General features: G+C 65.6%; 15 protein-coding genes. 10 read left to right on the plus strand and 5 right to left on the minus strand.

All coding sequences use genetic code 11. The features are described 5' to 3' along the window. Positions 1-73 precede the first annotated feature (73 nt). The 3 genes from AB0N16_RS25220 to AB0N16_RS25230 form a co-directional block, all read right to left on the minus strand. Positions 74-292, minus strand: coding sequence for an FxLD family lanthipeptide (locus tag AB0N16_RS25220; protein WP_365800294.1), 219 nt, complete (start codon positions 290-292; stop codon positions 74-76). 196 nt (positions 293-488) lie between these two features. After that, a complete protein-coding gene (locus AB0N16_RS25225) occupies positions 489-668 on the minus strand; it encodes a hypothetical protein (RefSeq protein WP_365800653.1) in 180 nt (59 codons plus the stop codon). Beyond that, positions 665-1072: a hypothetical protein gene (locus tag AB0N16_RS25230; RefSeq protein ID WP_365800296.1), complete on the minus strand. Its 408-nt coding sequence runs from the start codon at positions 1070-1072 to the stop codon at positions 665-667. The genes AB0N16_RS25225 and AB0N16_RS25230 overlap by 4 nt, the downstream gene beginning before the upstream one ends. A 212-nt stretch (positions 1073-1284) precedes the next feature. On the opposite strand from AB0N16_RS25230, the gene AB0N16_RS25235 reads away from it, so the two are divergent. Continuing rightward, complete coding sequence (locus AB0N16_RS25235; RefSeq protein WP_365800298.1) at positions 1285-1845, plus strand: ATP-binding protein; 561 nt, start codon at positions 1285-1287, stop codon at positions 1843-1845. On the opposite strand, the gene AB0N16_RS25240 is transcribed toward AB0N16_RS25235, so the two are convergent. Together AB0N16_RS25240 and AB0N16_RS25245 are read right to left on the minus strand one after the other, a co-directional pair. After that, positions 1726-2430 (minus strand): 2'-5' RNA ligase family protein, encoded by a 705-nt coding sequence (locus AB0N16_RS25240; RefSeq protein WP_365800300.1) that lies wholly within the window; start codon positions 2428-2430, stop codon positions 1726-1728. The genes AB0N16_RS25235 and AB0N16_RS25240 overlap by 120 nt on opposite strands. Before the next feature lie 55 nt (positions 2431-2485). Continuing rightward, positions 2486-3826, minus strand: coding sequence for a hypothetical protein (locus tag AB0N16_RS25245; protein ID WP_365800302.1), 1341 nt, complete (start codon positions 3824-3826; stop codon positions 2486-2488). A 224-nt stretch (positions 3827-4050) separates the two neighbouring features. On the opposite strand from AB0N16_RS25245, the gene AB0N16_RS25250 reads away from it, so the two are divergent. The 9 genes from AB0N16_RS25250 to AB0N16_RS25290 all read left to right on the plus strand — a co-directional run bounded on the left by AB0N16_RS25250 (position 4051) and on the right by AB0N16_RS25290 (position 22530). Further along, a complete protein-coding gene (locus AB0N16_RS25250) occupies positions 4051-4932 on the plus strand; it encodes a helix-turn-helix transcriptional regulator (RefSeq protein WP_365800304.1) in 882 nt (293 codons plus the stop codon). After that, positions 4929-5186: a DUF397 domain-containing protein gene (locus AB0N16_RS25255; RefSeq protein WP_365800306.1), complete on the plus strand. Its 258-nt coding sequence runs from the start codon at positions 4929-4931 to the stop codon at positions 5184-5186. The genes AB0N16_RS25250 and AB0N16_RS25255 overlap by 4 nt, the downstream gene beginning before the upstream one ends. Positions 5187-5682: 496 nt before the next feature. Next, positions 5683-7791: an N-6 DNA methylase gene (locus AB0N16_RS25260; protein ID WP_365800308.1), complete on the plus strand. Its 2109-nt coding sequence runs from the start codon at positions 5683-5685 to the stop codon at positions 7789-7791. Then, a complete protein-coding gene (locus tag AB0N16_RS25265) occupies positions 7788-9119 on the plus strand; it encodes an AAA family ATPase (protein WP_365800310.1) in 1332 nt (443 codons plus the stop codon). The genes AB0N16_RS25260 and AB0N16_RS25265 overlap by 4 nt, the downstream gene beginning before the upstream one ends. Further along, positions 9116-9769, plus strand: a complete 654-nt coding sequence (locus AB0N16_RS25270; RefSeq protein WP_365800312.1) for a hypothetical protein — start codon at positions 9116-9118, stop codon at positions 9767-9769. Before AB0N16_RS25265 ends, AB0N16_RS25270 begins: the two co-directional genes overlap by 4 nt. Then, positions 9766-11190, plus strand: coding sequence for a restriction endonuclease subunit S (locus AB0N16_RS25275; RefSeq protein WP_365800314.1), 1425 nt, complete (start codon positions 9766-9768; stop codon positions 11188-11190). Before AB0N16_RS25270 ends, AB0N16_RS25275 begins: the two co-directional genes overlap by 4 nt. 77 nt (positions 11191-11267) lie before the next feature. Then, the gene (locus AB0N16_RS25280) at positions 11268-15383 is read left to right on the plus strand and encodes a protein kinase (RefSeq protein ID WP_365800316.1); all 4116 of its coding nucleotides are present in this window, start codon (positions 11268-11270) and stop codon (positions 15381-15383) included. After that, positions 15380-16984 (plus strand): hypothetical protein, encoded by a 1605-nt coding sequence (locus tag AB0N16_RS25285; protein ID WP_365800318.1) that lies wholly within the window; start codon positions 15380-15382, stop codon positions 16982-16984. Before AB0N16_RS25280 ends, AB0N16_RS25285 begins: the two co-directional genes overlap by 4 nt. Further along, positions 16981-22530 carry a hypothetical protein gene (locus AB0N16_RS25290; protein ID WP_365800320.1) on the plus strand — a complete coding sequence of 1850 codons (5550 nt, stop codon included), beginning with the start codon at positions 16981-16983 and terminating at the stop codon, positions 22528-22530. The genes AB0N16_RS25285 and AB0N16_RS25290 overlap by 4 nt, the downstream gene beginning before the upstream one ends. The last annotated feature ends 33 nt before the right edge of the window (positions 22531-22563 follow it).

Here is a 22563-nt window from a genome sequence, read left to right on the forward strand (position 1 = left end):
GCCTCCGCCATAGTGCTGTGACCGGGGCGGGGCCGGGAGCGAAAGTGCCCCCGGCCTCGCGTACGAGCTGCTGTCAGACGGCGCTCGCGCAGGACGAGGCGCAGGACGGCTTGCAGCCGTCACCGGTGTCGCACGCCCTGGGAAGCAGGTCGGCGTCGACCTCCGTGATGATGGTGAGGTCGACGTCGAAGGGGTCGGCGGGTACGTCGAGGGCGCCGGCCACGACGTACGTCTCGGCGCCGGCCGTTACTGGCGGTGGCGCGCTGATCGGGCTGAGTGTGGTTGCGGTCATCGCACTTCCTCTCGTGTCGGAAGGGTTCGAACGGTTCGTCGTACTGCTGGCCGGCCGGTGTGCGGTTCGCCGCGCCGCACACTGGCCGGGTTCCTGCATTCGCACCTTGCGGTGCGGCCCCTCTCCGGCTGATCGGATTCCGTGGGGGACGGGGATTCGGAGCATCCGGAGAGGGAGTCGAGGACGCGGGCCGTCGCTACCGGATCTGGCCTGCGTAGAGCGTGGTCAACGCTGTGCCGGTCACCAGGACGGGCAGGAACAGCACTTGCAAGGCGCCGAAGCCGAACCGGCCGACATACTTCGCCGGGTGCCGCAGCACCAATCCGATCTGGCCGAGCAGCTGCCGCAGAGGCCGTCGCCGCATGGTGGTCATCACGCCGCCGTCCTCCGTAAGACCGTCGGGTCGGCGGCGTCGACGACCGCCCACGGCGTCGTGATCAACGCCCCGGTCCGGGCCTGCCAGGCCGCGAGGTTCGTCCTGTCCTCCTCCAGATGACCCAGCATCACGAACAGGGGGGTGACGATCCCTGCTGCCCTCCCCTGCTCGACCGCGGCCAGAGCGTTGTGCCAGCCCTCGCACAGGGCGCGGCTCTCGAACGGTGCCGCCCGGTCGACGTATGTCTCGACCGCCTCCCAGCCGGCATCGGCGACGTACCGCCGTGTGCTGGCCACGCTGTGGTCGGCGATCTCACCGAGCGACGCGGGCAGGCAGGCGTACAGCACCAGGCGCGCGCCCGGGGGCACCTCGTGCGGTGCGATCTGCCTTGCGCTGCCGCTCATTCCGAGTTACCTCCAGCCGGTTGTGGTCGAGACGCCAAGGGCCGGCGCTTCGAAGAAGAGCCTCGCTGGGGGCGGCCGACGGCGGTACGCCGTCAGGACGCCGTTCGTCCGCCGTCCGGCGGCGCGCGAAGAGGCGGAGCTGCGGCGTACCGCCGCAGCTCACGGATGGCGAGGCTGATCGGTCCAGTGCCCAACCGGAAACGAGAGCGGCGATGGACGCGGTAGACGAAGAGCGCCTCTGCAGGCAGACACCGGTGAGGCGTCATTGGGTGAAGCTGGCCGACTGCGCCGAGCCTTCGGGCCTCGCGCGGCGACACGTACACGAGTCCCTCAAGGGACGTGCCTCACCGGAGCGCGTCGACGACGCCGTTCTGATCGCCTCGGAATTGGTGGGCAACGCGGTCAGACACACCGCCGGCGGACCGGACTGCATGTGCGTCGAGGTCTACCGGGACGTAGTGGTACTACGAGTCCACGACGCGGGACGGGACGTCTCCAAGGTCCAGGCGCGACCAGCGCAGGCGTCGCTGGATGAGCTGACGGGAAGTGGTCTCGGACTGCTGCTCGTCGGGGCGCTGGCCTCCGAATGGTCAGTCCGGCCGACCGCGATCGGCAAGGAAGTGGTCGTGGTCTTCCCCCTGGATGCCCGTGGGCTACCCGAGCGGGACGCTCTTTCGTACATCCCAGCGGTACGTCCGCCCCTCGCGCCGGAGCTCCACCAACTGAACGGCGTCCACGGAGAGTTCAACAGCGGGGAGAGCACGCAGACCTGAGACCGCCTCCACGACGGGGGCGGCGGGACGCCGCCGGTTGTTGTAGGCGAGGCTCAAGTGCGGCCGGAAGGCGGATGTCGGCTTCTTCGGGGCGAGACCGGCACTGCTTCCGGCCTTGGCCAGCGCGTGGTGCAGCCGAAGCAGGGGTTCCCACGGGCCGAGGGACAGGCGGACGGCACCGCGGGAGCCGGCCAGCGGCATGGCGCGTATGGAGAACGCGGGGGGCAGTTGCGCTTCCGCATCCCGCGCCAGGCTGTCCAGCTGATCGGAGGCAACAGCGTCCGGCCTGCCCACGCGGGCGAAGGTGATGTGCAGTCCGTCCGTCGGCACCGGGTCGAGGCCGAGTGGGGCCAGCTCCTCCTGGCAGTGTCCGGCGAGGGTCGCGAGCGGCTGGTCGTCCGGGAAAGTCAGCATCCAGTAGTACGCCCGGCTGCCGTCCGACCAGCCGGGGCGTGCCCAGTGATCGGTCATCTCGCCGAGTGCGCTGAACGCCGCCCAGTCGTGGGCCGCGGTGACCGCCGGATCATGCGTGTCGGCGGGAGGCTCGGCGGGGAACGCGGCGGGATCGGCGCTGAGCAGGGGCACCCGTCGAACTCCTTCGGCTTCACACTGCCCCGGCGTACGACGACATCGACGGCGCCTACGATGCGGATGACGCCATGGCCAGGACGGCTGGCTGCGAGCTCCAGGCCCGGAACTCCTCGCCATAATCGCGTACCGCTGGGTGATCACGCCACGGCCCGGCCTGCTCGCGCAGGTCACGGGAGCGTTGGTAGACGGAGCTGATCGGGGTGTCTCCGCACAGCCGTAGGGCCTCACCCCCGAGCGCCATCGCGTGGTCGATGTCAGGAGTGCGCTGCTGCAGCAGCGCGGTGGCGACGTCGAGGCGTACGAGCGAACGGCTCCAGGAGGAGGCCGAGTGCTCCACCAGGTCGTCGATGTGCTCGGCGTCACGCAGTACCTGGGCCGTGATGCGCAGGGCCACGTGTGACGTGACGGCGTTGGCCAGCGTCCGGGCCCGTCCGTACGGCTCGAAGGAGATGCAGGAGGTGAGCCCGACGGGTACCTCGTGGAGGTCGGAGAGGCGGAGGGCCTGCCCGATCGCCTGCTCGACGGCACGTCGGTCACCGGTTTTGCCGAGGGCTCGCGCTCGGCCGTTGGCGAGCAGGCGGATGGACTGGGGGTGGCGTGGCGCGCGCTCGACGGCAGCGGCGGCGCAAGCGTCGGCCTCGTCGTACCGGCCCGCGTAGTAGAGGCCGAAGGAGAGGGTCCCGCGCGCCCAGAGCTCCGTGTCCAGGTCGCCGATCTCGCGGCTGAGATCGCGGGCTTCGGTGCAGTACGCCTCCGAGAGCGCGAAGTCGCCCGTGTTCACTGCCATGTAGCCGAGCAGGCCGGAGGCGCGAGCGGCGAGGCGGAAGAGCTCGCGGCGTGTGCCTGGTGGCTGGCGACCGTCGAGGAGGGTGTGGGCGAGCTGCCGCACCTGGCGAGCCTGGGGGCGTAGGGCGTACGGCCCGTCCTGCTCGTACCGGCCGGCAATGCCCTCCAGGGAGGAATCCAGGAACGCGAGCGTCGCGGCGTCGGTGTTGCTGGCCGTGAGCTGCCGGGTCCGGGCGACGATGTCCAGGGGGTTCTCGTCGTCCTCTCGTGGCGCAAGGGGACTCGGCGCTTGCTGGCGTGCGGGCGGTTCCTCGGAGCGGCCGGACTCGGAGTCGCCGTCGTACACCGCGGAGAACAGCTCGGACACCGGTCTGCCCAGCATGTGCTCCAGCACCCGGCAGGCGTCAGGACGGGGCAGGGTCAGTAGCTCCCCGCCGTACCAGCGGTCGAACTGGCGTGGAGAGACCTGGAGGGACGCCAGGCGAGGGTCTCGGTCGAGCTCCGCCAGCCGCACCGCGGCCCGCTCGTACTGGGCGGCGAAAGCCTCGTGCGTCGTCAGGTGCCGTTGCTGGAGCAGCTGCCGGAGCAGCGTTGTCCGTGGCATGGCCCACCCTCCTGGTACGGCGTGCGGGACCGGCGTGGAGGCGCGCACCGGTGACGGGGTCGTGGCGATACATCGCCCATCGGTCTGCTGCGGCGCGCACCCGTACGAACGCGCGTCGTGACTCATGACAGCATGCCGACGCAACCCTCAACTAGGCAATATGTCTTGAGAAGTTGACCCATACGGGCTTGTCGAGGCGGCGCCGGTACGGAGAGACTTCCGGCATGGCCTTGAAGAGAAGCCTGGTCCCGCAGTCGGTCTACCGGCGACAGCTCGCGGCACGACTGAAGGAACTGCGTGACACGACCGGGCTCACCCTCACCGAGGTCGCCGACCAGCTGGAGGTCAACCAGGGCTCACTGAGCCGGATCGAGAACGGCGAACGCGGTACGACGCCGGTCCTCGTCCGCGCTCTGCTGGACCTGTACGGCATCGAGGACGAAGGCCGGCGCGCCGACGTACTCGATCTCGTGCGAGCGGACAAGGAGCAGCAGAAGCCCTGGTGGCGGAAGTACTCGACGGTGCTCACCCCGACCCGCTACGACGGGTACCTCGCGCTGGAGGCCGGCGCGACACACCTCGCCAGCTACCAGCCAATGCTCGTGCCAGGACTGCTCCAGACCGAGGACTACGCCCGTGCCGTGATCTCCCAGATGAGGAAGGACCTGTCCCCGCCGCAGGTCGAGTCCCTGGTCAGGGTCCGCATGGAGCGGCAGAACAGCCGCTTGGGTGGTGAGGCCCCGGCCAGGCTCTGGGCGGTCCTCGACGAAGCCGTGCTGCGCAGGACGGTCGGCTCTGCAGAAGTGATGCGCGACCAGCTGCGGAAACTGGTGGAGGCGAGCGAGCAGTCGAACGTCACCGTGCAGTTGCTGCCCTTCTCGCTCGGCGCGCATCCCGGGCTGTACAGCCCGTTCGTCATCTTGACCTTCCCGCATCCCACGCCGGACCTGGTGTGGTTGGAGAACCCCAAGAACTCCGTGTATCTGGAGTCCCCGGAGGACGTGGACGACTACACGGAAATCTTCGATCAGTTGAGGGAAAGCGCCCTCGACCCGTCGGAGACTCGCACCCGCATCGCACGCATCAGCAAGGAGCTCGAAGAGTGAGCACGCCCAGCATGGCTGCCCCGCATGACGTCACGACAGCCCAGTACGACGTCGATCTCGCGCACGCGCGGTGGCGGAAGAGCTCGTACAGCGGGGGTGCGAACGACTGCGTGGAAGTTGCGGAACTGGGCGAGCGAGCCGCAGTGCGCGACTCCAAGGACATCAGCCGTCGTCCGTTGCTGTTCTCGAAGGCAGCGATGCGCGCGCTGGTCAGTGGAATTGCCCGCGGGTCCATCGGTGAGCGCTGGGGCTGAGAAGAGAGCGGGGCGTGAAGAGCAAGCCGTGGTGGGCGCAGGTGTGTCCGGCCTCACGACGTTGCGTGGCACTCTTGGAGGCCAGGTTCTCCGTGCGGCTGGTAGCCGAAAAGATTGCCGGGCCTACGTATCCCGCGGCCGGCGCCACGTGGGAGCTACGCCAGTATCACCGGCACCGGCATGCGGATCTCACCTCGCGAGCGCTGATGGGCGACCCTGCCACCAACACGCTCCACTACGTGCGCAATCGGCAGTTCCTGACCCACGTCCGCGATACCTCCCGCGCACTCGCCTTCAGCTGAGAGGACAGCAGGTATCGGCACACCCCTGTCACGCAGCGAACCCGAACCACTGAATCAACCCGTGGTCGGAACACTAGACTGGACCACCTGCGGTTCATGGTGAGCAATGAGCGAAGCCCAAACCGTTACACAAAGTAGCCGGTAGAAGCGGACGTGTGACCTAGGTCGACGCGTCAGAGGGGAAGGCACGGGTCGTGGAGCAGCTGGGCTTCGACGCGGCGGACGGCGAACAGTCGCAAGAGTCAGTGCAGCCTGGGACCGCCACGCCGCAAACCTCGAACGCCACCACCTCGCTGGGAGACGGCGAGCTGATCGACATCATCACAAACTCGCCGGTCAAGGACACCCCCAAGGAACAGGTGCGCCAGTGGGTGGCGCGAGCCTTGTGGCATGAATACGGCATTCGCTTCGCTGACATGGAGCGCGACTTTCCGCTCGCTGTCCACTCAGAGGGAGGGCGACGGCGCACCAAGAAACTCGATATCGCGATCTTCGAGCCGGGTGCGGAGCACACTCTGAAGAACCTGCACCGGGTCGTAGTCTGCAAACCCGAGCCGAAGTCCGGCCGCGCGGTGACCAAGATCCGTACCTTCGAGCAGGCCAACAAAGATCTGGAAGAGCTCAAGGAGCTCATGGGGTCGGAGGAGATGCCGCAGATCCACTATGGCCTGTGGACCAACGGCCTTGATCTCTTCTTCCTCCGCAAAGAGGTCACCCGGATGGGAGCCCAGTTCGAGCCGCGCTCGGACTGGCCGATGGCCGATGATTCCGCGCTGAGCCGGAGCGTGGCCGGCACGCTCGCCACGTTGCGGCGCGGTGAGGCAGGAAAGCTGAAGACCGCCTTCCGCCGCTGCCACAACTACGTGCACGGCAACGAGGGCATGCCCAAGGACGCCGCGTTCTGGCAGTTCCTCTATCTGCTGTTCTGCAAGATGCATGATGAGCGGACCTCCCGAGCCAGCCGTACCCCGCTGAGGTTGTTCGCTCACCCCGACGAGCCGTTCACAGCTGAGGGCCGCAAGCGGATCCGTGAACGGGTACTCGAACTGTTCGACGAGGTGAAGCAGACATACGCTCTGTTCACCGTGCGTGACGAGATCTCACTGTCGGACCACGCGCTGGCTTTCATCGTCGGTGAGCTGGCTCCGTACAACCTCTCCGGCACCGACATCGATGTGAAGGGCCTCGCGTACCAGGAGCTGGTGGGTACTAACCTGCGCGGTGACCGTGGTCAGTACTTCACGCCTCAGGGTGCGGTCAACCTGATGGTGTCGATCCTCGATCCTCAGGAACACGAGACGGTCCTGGATCCGGCCTGCGGCACCGGCGGCTTCCTCCGCGCCACCCTGCAGCATCTGCTCAAACAGTGGAAAGAGGCCGAGGGCACGGCGAAGTTGCCGGATGACTTGGACGCCCTGCTCGAGCATCAGACCCGGTTGCGGGAGTACGCCGACCGGCATCTGTTCGGTGCGGACTTCGACCCGTTCCTCGTCAGGGCCACCCGGATGAGCACCATGCTGATGACCGGAGCGCCGGGCAAGGTCTTCCACATGGACTCGCTCGCTTTCCCGCATGGACACTTGTCCGGAGTGGCTGAGGCGGAGCGCGAGATCCCGCTGGGCAGTGTCGACGTATTCATGAGCAACCCGCCCTTCGGTACGGACATCAAGATCGAGGAGACCGAGACCCTCGACATGTACCGCGCTGGCGTCGCACGTTCCTTCGTACGTGACAAGACGAGCAGAGGTGTCATCGTCGCGGACCGGCCAGTGACTGCGCTCGCGCCAGAGCAGCTGTTCATCGAGCGTGCGGTGCAGTGGGTGCAGGAGGGAGGCCGGATCGGTCTGGTCCTGCCTAATGGCATCCTGTCGAACCCCGGGCCGGTCGACGAGGGCATCCGCGAATGGATCCTGGAGAACTGCTGGGTGCTCGCCAGTATCGAGCTGCCGGTAGAGACCTTCATCGCCGACGCCAACGTCAACATTCTCACCACTGTGCTGTGTCTGAAGAAGAAGACGCAGGACGAGATCAATACCGAGGCGCTGAACGGCCGCCCGACCGACTATCCGGTTTTCATGGCCGTGGCCGAGAAGGTCGGCAAGGACCGCCGTGGGAAGGCGGTGCACAAGCGCCGCCCTGACGGAGAAGTGATCCTGGAGACCATCGAGGAAGTCGAGCGGGTGGGAGACGAGATCCGCACCGTGCCCCGTATCCGTGAGGCCGTCGACGACGACCTGCCGCTGATCGCCGAGGCTTATCAGCGTTTCCGCGCTGTCCACCCCGAGCCAGGGCTTCCGCGATGATCACTCGCATCGAGGCATACAACTACCGCTGTTTCCCCAAGCTCAGCCTCGGACTTGGTGACTACCATGTGCTGGCCGGCGCCAACGGCGCGGGCAAGACCACACTCCTCGACATCCCAGTGCTCCTCGGTGATCTGCTGCGCGAGCGCCGCGTCACCGACGCCGTGCTGCGCCGCCTCGGCGAACGCCGGACCGCGCGGGCCCACCGGCCGATCGAGCTGCTGCACCGTGGTCAGGGTGAGACGGTGGACTTCGCCATCGAAGCACGCCTGCCGGATGACGTAGCTGCTGAACTCGCCGAGGATTCCCTTCCGTCCCTCGACAACCCGCTGCCCACCCATCTGCGGTACGAATTGCGGCTGACGGTTCAGCCGCAGCGGATCGAGGTCGGCGCCGAGTATCTGTTCCTTTTCACCGGTCCGAAGCCGGACGGCAGCGTCATTCCGGGAGCGCACCAACCACGACCCGGCGAGTGGGGTCAGGGCGCGCCCGACCAGGGGAGTGGAACCCTGGCGCACCCCGACTGGCAATCGGTGATCGCCCGTAATGGCCTGGCCTACTCGCGGCTCACTCCGGAGACCACCGCGACCGCCCCGCAACTGCCTGCCTTCAAGGTGCCGGTCGACCAACTCGCCCTGGAGGCTGTCCTCCCGGACCCTTCACTCTTCCCGGCCGCCTTGTGGCTGCGTGGCTTCCTCAAGGACGGCACCGTCTTCTACGACCCGGACTGGGAGCGACTGAGAGAAGCCGCACCCCCTGGCGACGAACTCGCCGTCCGGCCCGACGCGCGTAACACCCCCTGGCTCGCACTCCACCTGTACGAGACCGACCCTCGCCGTCACCGCGACTGGGTCGACCATGTCCGTACCGCGCTGCCCCAGGTCGAGGACATCGGGGTGCGGGTACGAGAAGAGGACCGCCGCGCCTACTTCACAGTGGCTTATCGGGGTGGTCACAAGGTCACGTCCTCCGGCCTCTCCGACGGGACTCTGCGCGTCCTGGCGCTGACCCTGCTGCCGTATCTGCCAAACGACGCCGTACCCAGCCTGCTGGTTACCGAGGAGCCGGAGAACGGCATCCATCCCCGGGCGATCGAGACCGTCGTCCAGTCACTCAGCTCGTTGTACGGAAGCCAGGTGTGGGTCTCCACCCACTCTCCCTTGGTCCTCGCACACACCGAACTGGATCAGGTCCTGGCAGCACGGATCAGGAAGGACGGTGCTGTGGAGGTCCTGCCAGGCACCGAGCACCCTCGGATGAAGAACTGGAAGGGCACGGTGGACGGGCTCGACCTCGGCACCCTTTTCGCGGCGGGAGTGCTGGCATGACGCAGGGGGAGGAGGAACGGCGAGACGTCGTCTTCCTGGTCGCCGACGGCGGCATGCAGCAGATGCTGGACGGCTACCTGGGGCGCGAGTACGCCCACCGGGGGCTTGGCTGTGCGTCGTTCGACTTCGACCCGCTGGAGGACATTGTCGTCGCCCCACGTTGTGATCCCGAGGTCTACGGGCATCATCGGGGATTACTCAGCTTCTACCAAGAAACCCACCGACGGGCGATCGTGATGATCGACGAAAAGTGGGAGGGAAGCCCCGGCGCCGACGCGATCACCGCTCACATCGAGCTCGGCATGGCCAAGGACTGGGAGGCCGGTTCCTTTGCTGTGATCGTCCTCAAGCCGGAGCTGGAGTCATGGCTCTGGCAGGAGAACAACCCCAACATCGCCCGGGAACTCCGCATTCCGAGCGACTACCGGCAGATCTTGGAGAAGACCGGCCACTGGCCGACGGACAGTCGGAAACCGGTCCTGCCCAAGAAGGCGCTGGAGCACATGAAGAAGCACCACGGCGCCGACCAGTCCAACGCGGCGTTCAGACGGCTCACTGCCAGCATTTCGGTCAAGGGGTGCGTCGACCCAGCATTCACACTGTTGCGCGACACTCTGTGCGCCTGGTTCCCGGAGACTACGTACTCGTGAAGCTCGTCAATACCGACAATCCCGTGCGTGCGGGCTGGCTCATTGAACAGAGCGCGCGGCTGGACGCGGCGCCGTACCTGTCGGGGGCGTATGAGGCGCGGAAGCTGCTGGAGCGGCTGTCGGTACCCAAGGAGCCGCTGCACCACCTCACGCAGGGACACGATGGTGGAATTTTTAATGGCCCAAAGTTTCGCCGTGTGTACATGGACGACAGCAAGTACGGCGTGCCCTTCATGGGTAGCACCGACATGCTGGAAGCCGACTTCAGCTGGCTTCCATATTTGCGGAAGAAGGATGCCGAGAAGCTTTCTTACCTGGAGATTGAGCCGGGAATGACGCTCATCTCTTGCTCTGGCACAGTCGGGCGCACGGCATATGTCCGAGCGGATATGGCCGGTATTTGGTCATCTCAGCATGTCATGAAAGTAAGCCCGGATAAAGAGAAGATCCACCCAGGCTATCTGAATGCCTTCCTGCAAAGCCGTTACGGGATCCCCATCATTGTTTCGCAGGCGGCCGGCTCGATCATCCAGCACATCGAGGCGTCACATCTCACCAATCTTCCGGTGCCACGGTTCGAGGACGAGATCGAAGAGCGCATCCACGAACTGATCCAAACTGCAGCTGATCTGCGGGCGGGCTTCCAGGGGAAGGTCCGAGCAGCGACGGAGGATCTGTTCGAGAGCGCGGGGCTCCCAGCGCTGGCAGACCTGCGATGGCACGAGATGCCCCGGCCGTTGGGTTTCGAGGTAAAGGGAATCAATTCGATGTCTCTCAGGGCACTCAACCACGACGAGCGAGCCAGAGAGATTTCCAAGTTGATTCGGGAAGTGCCCCATGCCTCGCTGGGTGAAATCTGTGAGGGAGGTGAACTTGAGCGCGGGCACAGGTTCAAGCGAATTGACGTGGAAGGCGAAAATGGAATTCCCTTGGTAGGGCAACGCCAGGTGTTTTGGGTGCGTCCTGTGGAGCGGAGGATCGCGCTTAAGGAATCGGAGCGAATGCTCGTTCAAGTTGACAAGGGTACCGTGCTTGTCGCCTCACAAGGTCTGCTCACTGAGAGCGCCCTTATCGGTCGAGCTGCTTACGTCTCAGATGCATGGCGTGAAAAATATGCCTTCTCTGAACATTTCCTTCGGGTGCGCCCCGAAAAGTATGGCGTCTCCGGTGAATACCTCTTTGCCTACATGCGCAGCGACGCGTCCTTCCGAGTTATGCGCTCCTTGTGCGTCGGCACAGGCCCGCAGGACATCCACGCCATACTCCGCCGTGAAGTCCCCATCCCCCTCTGCACTCCGGCCGACCGCGAACGCATCACCAACACTGTCCGATCGGCGTACCGTGATCGCGATGAGGCTGACCGCCTTGAGGACGAGGCGCTGCGGCTGCTCGACGAGGCAGTACGGGACGCGGCGCGGTAGGCGGTAGAGGACGGGCGCAGGCAACGGACTAGGACACAGCACCGCACGCCACGCACCAGGAGGGGGCGCGTCAGCGCATGGCACAGCACATCCCGGGAGGTCCGTTCGCCAATGACGGTGAGCGGAAGGTGGTCCGGTATCTCGTCGAGAATGGTCCGCCGCACTGGATCGTGATGAGCAATGTGGAGGTCCCGACCCGGGAAGGCCCGTACGAAATCGACGTCATCGTGGTCGCTGATCACGCGCTCCACCTGATCGACGTCAAGGGCGTACGGGGGCGGGTCGAGGTGACCGGGCCGAAGTGGGTGACGAGCAGTGGGAAGTCGTACGGGTCTCCGGTGGCCAAGATCCGGAACGTCGCGCGGAAGCTCAAGTCGAAGCTGACACAGTCGCATTCGGAATTGGCCAGGGTGTTTGTGGACTCCCTCGTCGTGCTCCCGTATGAAGCGGATTTCATCGACCGGGACGGCAGAGACGCCGCCGATGTCGTCGAACTCGATGGCCTGCTCGCCGCACTCCTCGATCCGGCACGGGTCACCAAGCCCGCCTGTGTCCGTGACATCAGCAGCTACCACACGCCACTGGTGCAAGCACTCACCGGAGCGGTGACGCTCCCGACCGGCCCGAAGGTGTTCGGCTCCTGGGAGGTGACCGAGAGGCTCGGCGGCACTCCTGACGGCCGCGTCACGGACTACCGGGCGGTAGGCACAGCTTTCCGCGAGGCGAACGACACCGCGCTGCTGCGGGTCTACCGTGCCAATCCGCTGCTGGACGAGGCCGAGCGGAAGACCGAGCGGCACAAGATTGCGAACGCCTACTCGGCGCTGCGCCGGATGCAGGGGCACGAGTGCGTGGTCCGGCACCGGGATTTCTTCACCGGGGAGGACGAGAGCAGTTATGTGCTCGTCCTGGAGGATGTTCAGGCACAACCCCTCCAGCTGTTGCTGGTCAACCCGCGCCAGGCACCCGCGACCGACACCAAGTGGCGGATCATCACCGATCTGTTGAGTGGGCTGGCCCACGTCCACGCGCACAAGATCACTCACCGTGCCTTGAGCCCGGCTGCCGTGCTCGTCCGTTCCGGTGGCCGGGCGCTGCTCACGGATTTCGACTACGCGCGGCCGGATGGGCCCCGTGAGATCTCCGTTGCCGACCAGCTGGAAACGGTACTGGACGAACACTATGTGGCTCCGGAGGCGCAGGGCAGGCCAAGTCAGCTCACTCAGGCCGCCGATGTGTACGCAGCCGGGGTCATCGCATATCAGCTCGTCACCGGCGAGCTGCCGTTCGCGACCGCGACCGACCAGGCGGAGAAGGGCAGCCTGCTCCCCGCAGCCGAGCTGGCGCGGGCGGGCGTGGACGCTGCTGTGTCCCGGCTTCTGCAACGTATGTGCGCCCTGGCGCCGAATCGTCGTCCGTCTGCGGCGGAGGCGCTGCGGGACCTGCGGCGGGCACTGGGCGGGGGCGGCAGCGGAGGCCGAGGAGGCGGCGGCATGGTGCCGTCCTCCGGCTCCGACGCCGAGGAACCCGACTACCGCAATCTGGAGCCGGGGTTCCAGCTGACCGCCAAGTACACGGTGGTGAAACAGCTCGGCCGGGGCCGGTTCGGAGCGGTCTATCAGGTCTTCGACGACCTGGCTTCGACCTACCGCGCAGTGAAGATCATCACCAAGGATCCCGAGTCCCTGGTGGAGCGGCTCCGGCAGGAATACCAGACACTGCTGTCCCTACCCCGGCACGATCACGTGGTCCAGGTCATCGAGGCCAACTACGTGGACCGGACCAGGTTTCCCTACCTGGCCTTCCCTCACCTGGAAGGCCATGACGTCGCGCATCTGGTCGCGGAGAGATCACTGTCGCCAGCCGAGGTGCTGCGCCTCGGATGCGAGGTGGCCGACGGCCTGTCCTTTCTGCACGACCATGGCGTGTTCCACTGCGACATCAAGCCCGCGAACCTCATCAACACCGACCGCGGTTGCCTGATCATCGACTTCAATGTGTCGGTCAGGACTGACGACAGCCTCTCGAAGTCGGGCGGTACCCCCAAGTACGTACCGCCGGACGCGGACCGCACCCGGACGCCGACCACCGACGAGCTCGCGGACCGGGACGTGTACGCCCTGGGAATCACGCTGTACCAGCTCGTCTCCGGGGCCTACCCCTGGGGTCGTGCGCCTCAGCCGCCGATCGGCCAGCCGGCACCGGATCTGCGGGGCTTCGTCGGGCTCGACGACCTTTCCGAGCCATTTGTGCAAGCGGTGCGGCGTGCGATCAGCCCGCGGCGCAGCGAACGTTACAGCAGCGCTGCCGAATTCCTGGCCACACTGAGGGCGGTAGGACAGGCGCGGAGTTCCACGAGTCCGCCCGTGGCCCCCGTTCCCGTGACAACTTCCGCACCCGTATCGGACCGTAATCCGTATCTTGGCCATCTGCGATCGCTGTACAGCCAGAGCGTCCACAGCAACGCAGGCACGCGGGGCCGGGATATCCATCACCTTTACGTCAGTACGGCTCTCGACGATCACCTCTTGCGGGATGTGTTGTCGGGCGAACTCGATCTCGTGGTCATCACCGGCAACGCCGGTGACGGCAAGACAGCCTTCCTGGAGAACCTCCTCGAAGAGGCGGTCAAGCGTGGGGCCATACAGGGCCCCAGCCGTGACAACGGTGCGGACTTCCAGCTGGGCGACCGCTGGTTCCACACCAACAACGACGGCAGTCAGGACGAAGGAGCGCGTGGCAACGACGAGGTCCTGACGGAGTTCTTCGGCCCGTATGGCGGGCCGGAGAGCAGCTGGAACCCCGCCGCTGCCACTCGACTCATCGCCATCAACGAGGGACGGCTCGTCGATTTCCTCACCGCCCATCGGGCCCGATTCGAGCGCCTGGCCGAAGTCCTGCACGGTGGGTTGACGGGAAGCGGAGTCGGCGGACAGCGGATCGCCGTGGTCAACCTCAACCGGCGCAGTGTCGTGACGACTCAGGCTGCGGACGGCGAACTACCCGGCTCCAGCTCGCTCTTCGACCGTATGTTGCTGAAGCTCAGCGACCCCGTCCGGTGGTCCGCTTGTGGCAGTTGCTCTCTCAAGGACCAGTGCTACGCACGGCACAATGCGCAAACGTTCGCCGATCCCGACGCCGGGCCCCGAGTACGGTCCCGACTACACCAGTTGTACGCGCTGACGCATCTGCGGGGGCGCATGCACATCACCCTGCGCGATCTGCGGTCGGCCCTCGCCTACACCCTCACCTCCGGCCGGGACTGCACGGACATCCACCAGCTGTACCAGGACGGCACTCGGCAGGAGATCCTCGACAGCTACTACTTTTCGAGCTGGATCGGACCCGAGCGCGGAAACGACAGATTGCTGGCTGAGCTCAGACAGGTGGACGTGGCGTCGACACCAGCACCGGCACTGGACCGACGGCTGGACTACACCGGACCTCACGACGGATCCGCGCTCGCGGTCTTCGCCGGCCGTGGTGATTACGACCATGCTCTGCTGCGTCGGACCCATGAGGAACTGGAGCGGTCCGCCGCGCCCACACCGGAGCAGGTCGCCGAGCACCAGTGGTATCTGGCAGCGGCCCGGCGGCGCTTCTACTTCGAGTCCCTGGACGGCGAGCGGGCCGCCAGGATGCTCCCCTACCGGTCGGCGCAGCGCTTCCTCAACGTACTCGGCGCTCCGGAGCGGCTTCCAGAACTTCTGCCCGAACTCATCACGGCGATCAACAGGGGAGAAGGACTGCTGGAACCGGGTGTCATGGGGGCCGATCTTGTGCTCCAGATCCGCCGGATTACCGGAGCGACGATCCGCAGTTACCGGGTGTTTCCGGCGTCTCACCTGTCCCTCAGCGGATCGGGAGCCCCGCAGTCCCCGTACATCGAAGAAGCAGCGGACTCACTCACCCTCAACTACCGGGGGCCGCTGGGCCATCGGGCTAGCCTGCGTATCCGCCTGGATACTTTCGAGCTGCTAGAGCGCTTGCGCGGTGGCTATCTGCCGTCGCTGGCCGAACAACAGGGCCTCCACCTGGGCCTGGCCATCTTCAAGAACGCGCTGTCCTCTGCTCCGTACCAGGAGGTGCTGCTCACCACGAACGGGCGTGAGCCGCACCGAGTACGCCGGGAGAACGACGGACGGCTGGTCATGGAGCGGACCGCCGCCCCGCGCGAGGAGGAGCTGTCGTGACGCTGGGCACGGGTGACAAGGAGTTCCGGCATGCCGGTGTGAGCTACCTCGACTACAAACAGGTCGAGATGGACCGGGTACTCAGCGCGTTCCTGGCACGGCTCAGGCATGACGGTTGGCCGGCCAGGCTGGCCCGTACCGGAGAGCTGACGCTGGAGGACTACACGGACTTCTTCATGGAGAGTCCGCAGCTCTTCGCCGGTTTCGACCAGAACCGGGAGGTGACCTACCGGTGGGTAGAGACCAATCTGGCCGACTTGGTGGGGCGGGGCAGGGCCACCCAGTCCGTGGCCGGGCTGCGACCGCTGCACGGACTGACGTACCAGTTCCGCAATGCGCGCAAGGCCAGGCCCTATGGAGCCGATGAGCACCTGTACGAGATGATCGCGCAGGCCGGCGCAGGCCACGGAGTCCTCAAGCAGCTGAAGGATTTCTTCTTCGCGGGCATCGATCTGCGTACGCTGCGCATCACGCCGGGCCCCGATGTCGATGTGGAGACCCAGGCGCTGATCAACCTCTCGGAGTCCAAGCGGAACGAGGTGGCCGACAGCGCCGACAAGCGCGTACCTCGTGTCTCTCATCAGCCGCTGCATGCGCCGTGGTCAGATCTGCTGGTCGAGGACATCCGTCGGATGATGTTCTACCGGACGCTGATGCCTCGTTCCGTCTTCGTGGAGTACCTGAAGGTGCTGTTCGCCTTCCATCTGGCGCTCTACCACCTTCGGGCCACGAAGCTGCTGCCCACCATGGTGCGGCAGCCGGGGGCCACTGGGCCGGTCCAGCAGTCCTACGGGTTCTTCCTCGACGTGGCGGGAGTGCCCGGTACCGACAGCGCACGGCTCGCTGAGCGAAGTGCCGACTCCTGGTATGCGCGGATACCGGAATTCGTCCGCGCGACCTTCACCGTCCGGAAGCTGGAGGACTTCGCGGCCGATCTCGCGGCCAAGCACAAGCACGGCGTCAAGCGGAGTGCGACACCTTTCACCGTGCCCTTCCTCATCGGGCTGCTCGGCCCGAAGTACCGTGCGGACCGTGTGGCGTACGGCAACTTCCGCCTGTCGGCGGTGATCGCCGCCGCCCAGTCGGCGCAGGACGAGACCGTCCAGCGGATTCTGGCCCTGGGACTCGACGAGTTCAGTGCCTTCGTGGAGATTGTCACGGCGGAACGTGTCGACTTCCACCGCCGCTACCTCACGGACTGCCTCGACTCCCTGCTCCTCAAGAACCGACCGGGCGCGATGATCACTCAGCCGCGCGGTGGCAGGCGGCGCTTCGTCCTGGACGGCCGTCTGCTGGAGGTACTGCTCCAAATCGCGTTGCTGCGTCCCGGCGGCGCGCGAGGCTATCACACTGCGGCACTCCGCATCGACGAATTCCTGGAGGTGATCCGTGAACGGTACGGCCTGTACGTGGACCGGATTCCTCCCGGTGACGGCTTCGGTATCCCCAGCATCACCGACCATGCGGCACTGCGCGCCAATCTGACGGCCTTCACCACCCGGCTGCGGGAGATCGGCTTCTACACCGATCTGTCCGACGCCTACCTCGCCCAGACCATCACGCCCCGATACGCCGTTTCTGCCGACGGGACAACGTCATGAGCACGCCTGGAAGCCACGAGAACTCCGTCCCGGTCGGGCTGCGCGAGGTCCGGGAGGATGATCTCACCGACGCGCTGGAGGAGATGCTGGTCCCTCGCCTGGTGGCACTCATGCGGCAACGAGGGGCCGGGCACTGCGCGCGTATCACGGACGTGGACGTGCCGTTGGCGGCACGACTGGCCCAAGGAATCCGGTCCGCTCTCGGAACGAGTGCCCAAGTACACGTTCTCGGAGACCCGGCCGTGGTACCCGAGGACCTTGCGGTGACCAGCACAAAGCTCGTGGAGCTGCGGAACCCTATGCCCACCCCCAACGGGGAGGTATTGCGTCCGCCACTGCTGGCCTTCGTGCCACCGGGAACGCACGCCAGCGCCGAGGACTCCTTCGGGGTGGCCACGTTCGAGCAGATTGACCTAGGCGATGTCTACGCAGACCTCGTTGAGCGCCTGCGCGGAGCGCTGCCGACCACATTGCGGGACGGCGTCGCCCAGGTTTTCGAAGTCCTGGATGAGGCGGCGGCAAAGGATCCCAAACAGGCCCGCGCCGATTCTCGGGACCAGGCCCGATTCCTGCTCAGCGCTCAACACAACGACTACGACCCCGAAGCCGCAGGCGCAGCGCTGTTCGAGGTCGGTCTGGTGCCTGACTTCACCGTCTTCGCCGATCCCGACGCGATTCGCGGCCGAGTTACCCAGAACGTACGTGTGGCGGAGAGCCTGGCCGACCCCCAGCGTACGGCCCGGCAGCGTGTACTGGATCTCGGACTCTCTCAGCCGCAGTTCCGGGAGCGGCTGCTGGAAGCCGTTGACAAGGTGGGCCTTGACGACCCGCGGACCCTGGCCCGTAGCATCGCCGTGGACCGGACCAACTGGCCGCTGGCCTTTCAGCACTGGCCGCTGAAAGAGCCGGCTCAGGTGACCGCGGTCCGCGTCACCGTAGCCGAACTGTCCCTACCGGTCGCCGGGGCCAGTCCCGAAGACGCGACCGATCCGGTCCTCGGCACCATCTCCGGACAGCACTACCTCCCCGTGGGTTCCAGGGGAATGAACAAGTTCAGCGTGGAATTCGCAGTGTCACCCGACCCGCGCCAGGTGACCGGGCTGATCCGCTTCGCGGCAAAGTTGATCTCCGAGGATGGTGGAGCCACCGGAGTTACGGCATACGCGAATGTCACCAAGACCGCCAAGACATTCTTCAAGGCATCATTCACAAAGCTCGACAAAGCGGGCTTGGACGCCGGCTGGCATTACGTGAGGGTCGAACCGGTGGACGCCGACGGGCTGCCGCTGCCGGTCGAGCGGTCGTCGGGCGACCGGCAGCAGCCGCAGGAGAGCGACCGATTCTTCGTTCTTCCCGGCGGAGACATCGACGAGGTTCCTGACCAGCGTTTTCGCAAGGACATAGGAGTTGCCCAGGCACTCGTCCGACTGCGGGTCCAAGCCGCTGGTGACCGCCGGGATCCTGCCGATGTCCGGCTCCGTTCCACCGTCGCCAAGGCCACATCTGGAAGCGGCCAATACAGCCTGCTGGCCTCCTTCGGTGGTCACGGTGCCGTCGAGATTCCGCTGCCTCCGGTGCTGACCGATCACCAGCGTTCCGTGCTCACCACCCCGGACAACATGACCGAGGCCAGGCTGGAGATCTCCGGAGACCAGACGGGCGATCTGCGTTCGCAGCCGTTGCCCTGGCCGAGCCACATCGAAGACGAGCTGATGGACCGTTTTCTCCAGACTCGTCGAACGATCTTCAAACTTGTCACTGGAGACACCGGGTCAGCCACACCGGTACCCACGGTCGAGGGCTGCGATCCGACCGCTTTGCGCGCCGACGCGGGTGAATACGCGGCAGCATACGAAGCCCTGATCAGACATCAGTTGAGACTGGTCGAGAGCGCAGACCCGGACCAACTGCCTCAACTGCACGCAGAGCTCGGCGGCCTGCTGCGGCTGGACACCCTCACCGTGGAGCACAGCGACCCGCTGGGGGGCCGCCAGGAAGCTCTCCTGGTGCCGCCCACGCATCCACTGCGCCTGCTATGGCTGGTGACGTGGTCCGAACTCGGACGAAGCTGGCTCCGTGGTTCCGAGTCGGATGAGCCTTACAGCAGCACGTACGACAAGGCCACTCTCGCAGCCATCGAGCACACACTGCTGGAGGGCCTGAGTCCGCTGGGGTTTCCGCTGGCAGTGCCGCGTCCCGACGGCCGACTGGCTACCGCGGCCGTGGATCTCACGCCGTACTGGGGCGTGTACTTGCCGGCGGGTACGGAAGACCCGCAAGGCATTCTCGCCCAGCTCGCGACCGGTCTTAAGCTGCCCCAGCAGTGGGGTGGCGCATCGGTGGTATCTGGTGGCTCCCTGGCGGACCGAGTGGAGCGCTATCTACGCCTTCATCCCTACATCCGCACCCTCATCATCAATGCGGTTGGTGCAGGTCGGGCCGAGCACCTGGCGGACATGCTCATCGAACTGGAGCGCCGTGCCACAGTGCCGAACATCCGCTACGACATGAGGCTCTATGCGGCCCCAGGCCAGCAGGAATGGAGCGGTGAAGCACTTGCCGAACTGCTGCGCGGTGAATGGAGCACCGTCAATGCCGCCGAAGCTTTCCATGTCCCGAGCGCGGACGGCGCCCCCGCCAAGCTCGCCGTCGCTGTGAGACCTCTCAGCAACCTCGACGACCCCTCACCCGAGCACGCCGCTCACCTCACACTCCTCTTCGATGTTTTCGGCAGCGAGCAAGTGGACGCGGTTCCCAGTGCCGCACGTTCGGTCGCTCCAGTGCACGGCCTGGTCCAGGACATGGCGATGGAGTACCGCCAGGAGGGCGGGGACGCCACCTGGCGTAAATGGCCCAGACATGGCATCCCGCTCGGCCTGCCCGGTGCTGAAGATCTCAGCGACGTACTCGGTTCGCTTCCCGCAGCCGTGTCTGCTGCCATGGCAACGGTCGCCACAGGGCAGGCCGGCCGGAGCCTGGTGCCCCGAACCTCTCTGGTGCTCACCACCGATGAGCGAGCTCTCCTGAACCGTGCCCATCGCATCAGTGACTGGGTCATCACCGTGGACCGGACCATGGGTGTCGATTACTTCGATCGCCCGGCAGGCGATGACCGGCCCGACTACGTGATCGACTACGACGCCGACACCATTGGCGGACTCGGACATCACCTCGTCGTGAGCTCACGGTCGAGTCAGGAACTACGAACCCTGTTTTCTCCAGTTGCCGATGGGCACGCGATCGCTCTCGATGAGCGGCACACCGGCACCTTCTTCGACCAGCTGCGGCTGCTGTCCGGACGGCTGGCCTTCAAGCTGGCATCGGCATCGGCCACGCAGCGGACAGAAGTCCTTGGGCTGGCGCTCGCACGTCTCTATCTGGACTATCAGGGCGTGCTCGCAGATCAGGTGCTGGTGCCGTTGGACGCTCATCAGAACCTCTACCGGGAAGCACGTCGGCGTGCCGACGCCGTAGGCGAGACGGTGGGTATGCGCCGTACCGATCTCGCCCTATTCGGCTTCGAACTGGATCACACAGCCCCGCAGCGCAGGCTGATCACCTGCCGCCTTGTAGAGGTCAAGTGCTACAGCTCGCTCGACGGCATCGCCGCCCACGAGCTGCTGAAGGCCACGATGACCGAGCAGCTCAGGCGCAGTGAGGAAGTCCTGAGACTGCACTTCGCACGCGATGTGGGATCGACCGACCGTCCCGACCGAGTCGTAAAGAATGCGGAGCTTGCTACTTTGCTCCGCTTCCACCTCGATCGCGCGATCCGCTACGACGTCATGCGCACGCCTGGCGCGGCTGCGGAGGCGCGCGCTGTGCTGGAAGCTCTCGACCTGGGCTACGAGCTGGAGTTCACCCACACCGGGTTGCTGTTCGACCTCGCGGGCAACGGAAGTGGTACGGAGGTGGAGGGTGGTATCGAATTTCACCGGATCGGCCGCGACCTCATCCGCGAACTCGTCGACGCGGTGCCGACCGACCCATCTCTCGGCAGCGACGCAACTGAAGGCACGACAACTCTCGCAACGATGGAACTGGCCGTTCCCAGGCTTCCGCAGGCGGCTTTCCGGGCACCGAGCCGAATTCGAGAAACGAGCTCCGAACAGCACACCGAAGCACCCGAACTGACTCTTTTCGATGTGGAGTCGGCGGAACCCGAGCGCGTAGAGGAGCCGGATCAGCACGTGGAAACCGTAGACGAACCAGGCTCCAGCCACAGTGCCGCGCACGGGGATGATCTAGCGGCTGGTGAGCCGTCACGTGACACGAGCACTGGAGGGCAAGCCTCCCTGACCGGAGCGGAGTCAGCTCCGTCTGCTGGGGCCGCCATGGCAGCCTATGCTCCGGATGTCTACCTGGGCGTGTCAGAACAGTCTCCCCAGTACGGAGTGCTAGGGGAGGTCGCGGGGCGTCGCATCGCGCTCGACCTCAACGGAGCCCACACCATCAGCCTTTTCGGCGTCCAGGGGGGCGGCAAGAGTTACACACTCGGATCAGTCGTGGAGTCGGCTTCCCTGTCGGCCTCTCCTGTCAACCAGCTGCCCAGTCCGCTGGCTACTGTGGTCTTCCACTACAGCCAGACTCTCGACTACGCACCAGAGTTCACCAGCATGGCCGCCGCGAACGACGAGCCGGATCAAGTACGCCTGCTCCAGGAGCGGTACGGAGTGGGACCGGCCGCTCTTGAGGATGTCGTGCTCCTGGTACCCGAGGCACAACTGGCGGACCGGCAAGCCGAGCACCCAGGGCTGGAAGTGCGTCCACTCAAGTTCGCGTCCTCTGAGCTGCGGGCGGAGCACTGGCGGTTTCTGATGGGTGCGGTCGGCAATCAGTCAACGTATATCCGCCAGCTCGGCAGGATCATGCGTGCCCATCGGCACGACCTCGATCTGGAGACTCTGCGCCAGGGCATTGACGAGTCCACACTCACCGACCACATCAAGACGTTGGCACATCAGCGCCTTGATCTGGCCGCCGAGTACATTGACGACAGCGTTCGGGTCAAGGACCTGGTCCGCCCGGGGCGGTTGATCATCGTTGATCTACGAGACGAGTTCATCGAAAAGGACGAGGCTCTGGGCCTCTTCGTCGTGCTGATGCAGCTGTTCGCCGAAGCTCAGGACGCAGATCATCGCTTCAATAAGCTGGTCGTTTTCGACGAGGCCCACAAGTACATCGATAGCCCCGACCTAGTCGCCGGCTTGGTCGACAGCGTACGTCTGATGAGGCACAAGGGGATGACGGTACTGGTCGCCAGTCAAGATCCTCCGTCTGTGCCAATTGCCCTTATTGAGCTGTCCGACCTCGTGATCCTCCACAAATTCACGTCGCCAGCATGGTTGAAGCACCTCCAGAAGGCGAACGCGTCACTTGCTGAACTGACCTCGGCCAAAATGGCCTCCTTGACCCCCGGAAGCGCATATGTCTGGTCGGGGAAGGCTACTGACAGGCAGTTCACCCAAAGAGCCGTCAGGATTGATTTGCGTCCCCGTTTGACTCGTCATGGGGGGGCGACCAAGACAGCGGTGGACGGTGGGTGAGCTCTGCACTCGCGTCACGGACACCAATCACCG

Origin of the sequence: Streptomyces sp. NPDC051105, assembly GCF_040682795.1 — a bacterium.
GTDB lineage: Bacteria > Actinomycetota > Actinomycetes > Streptomycetales > Streptomycetaceae > Streptomyces.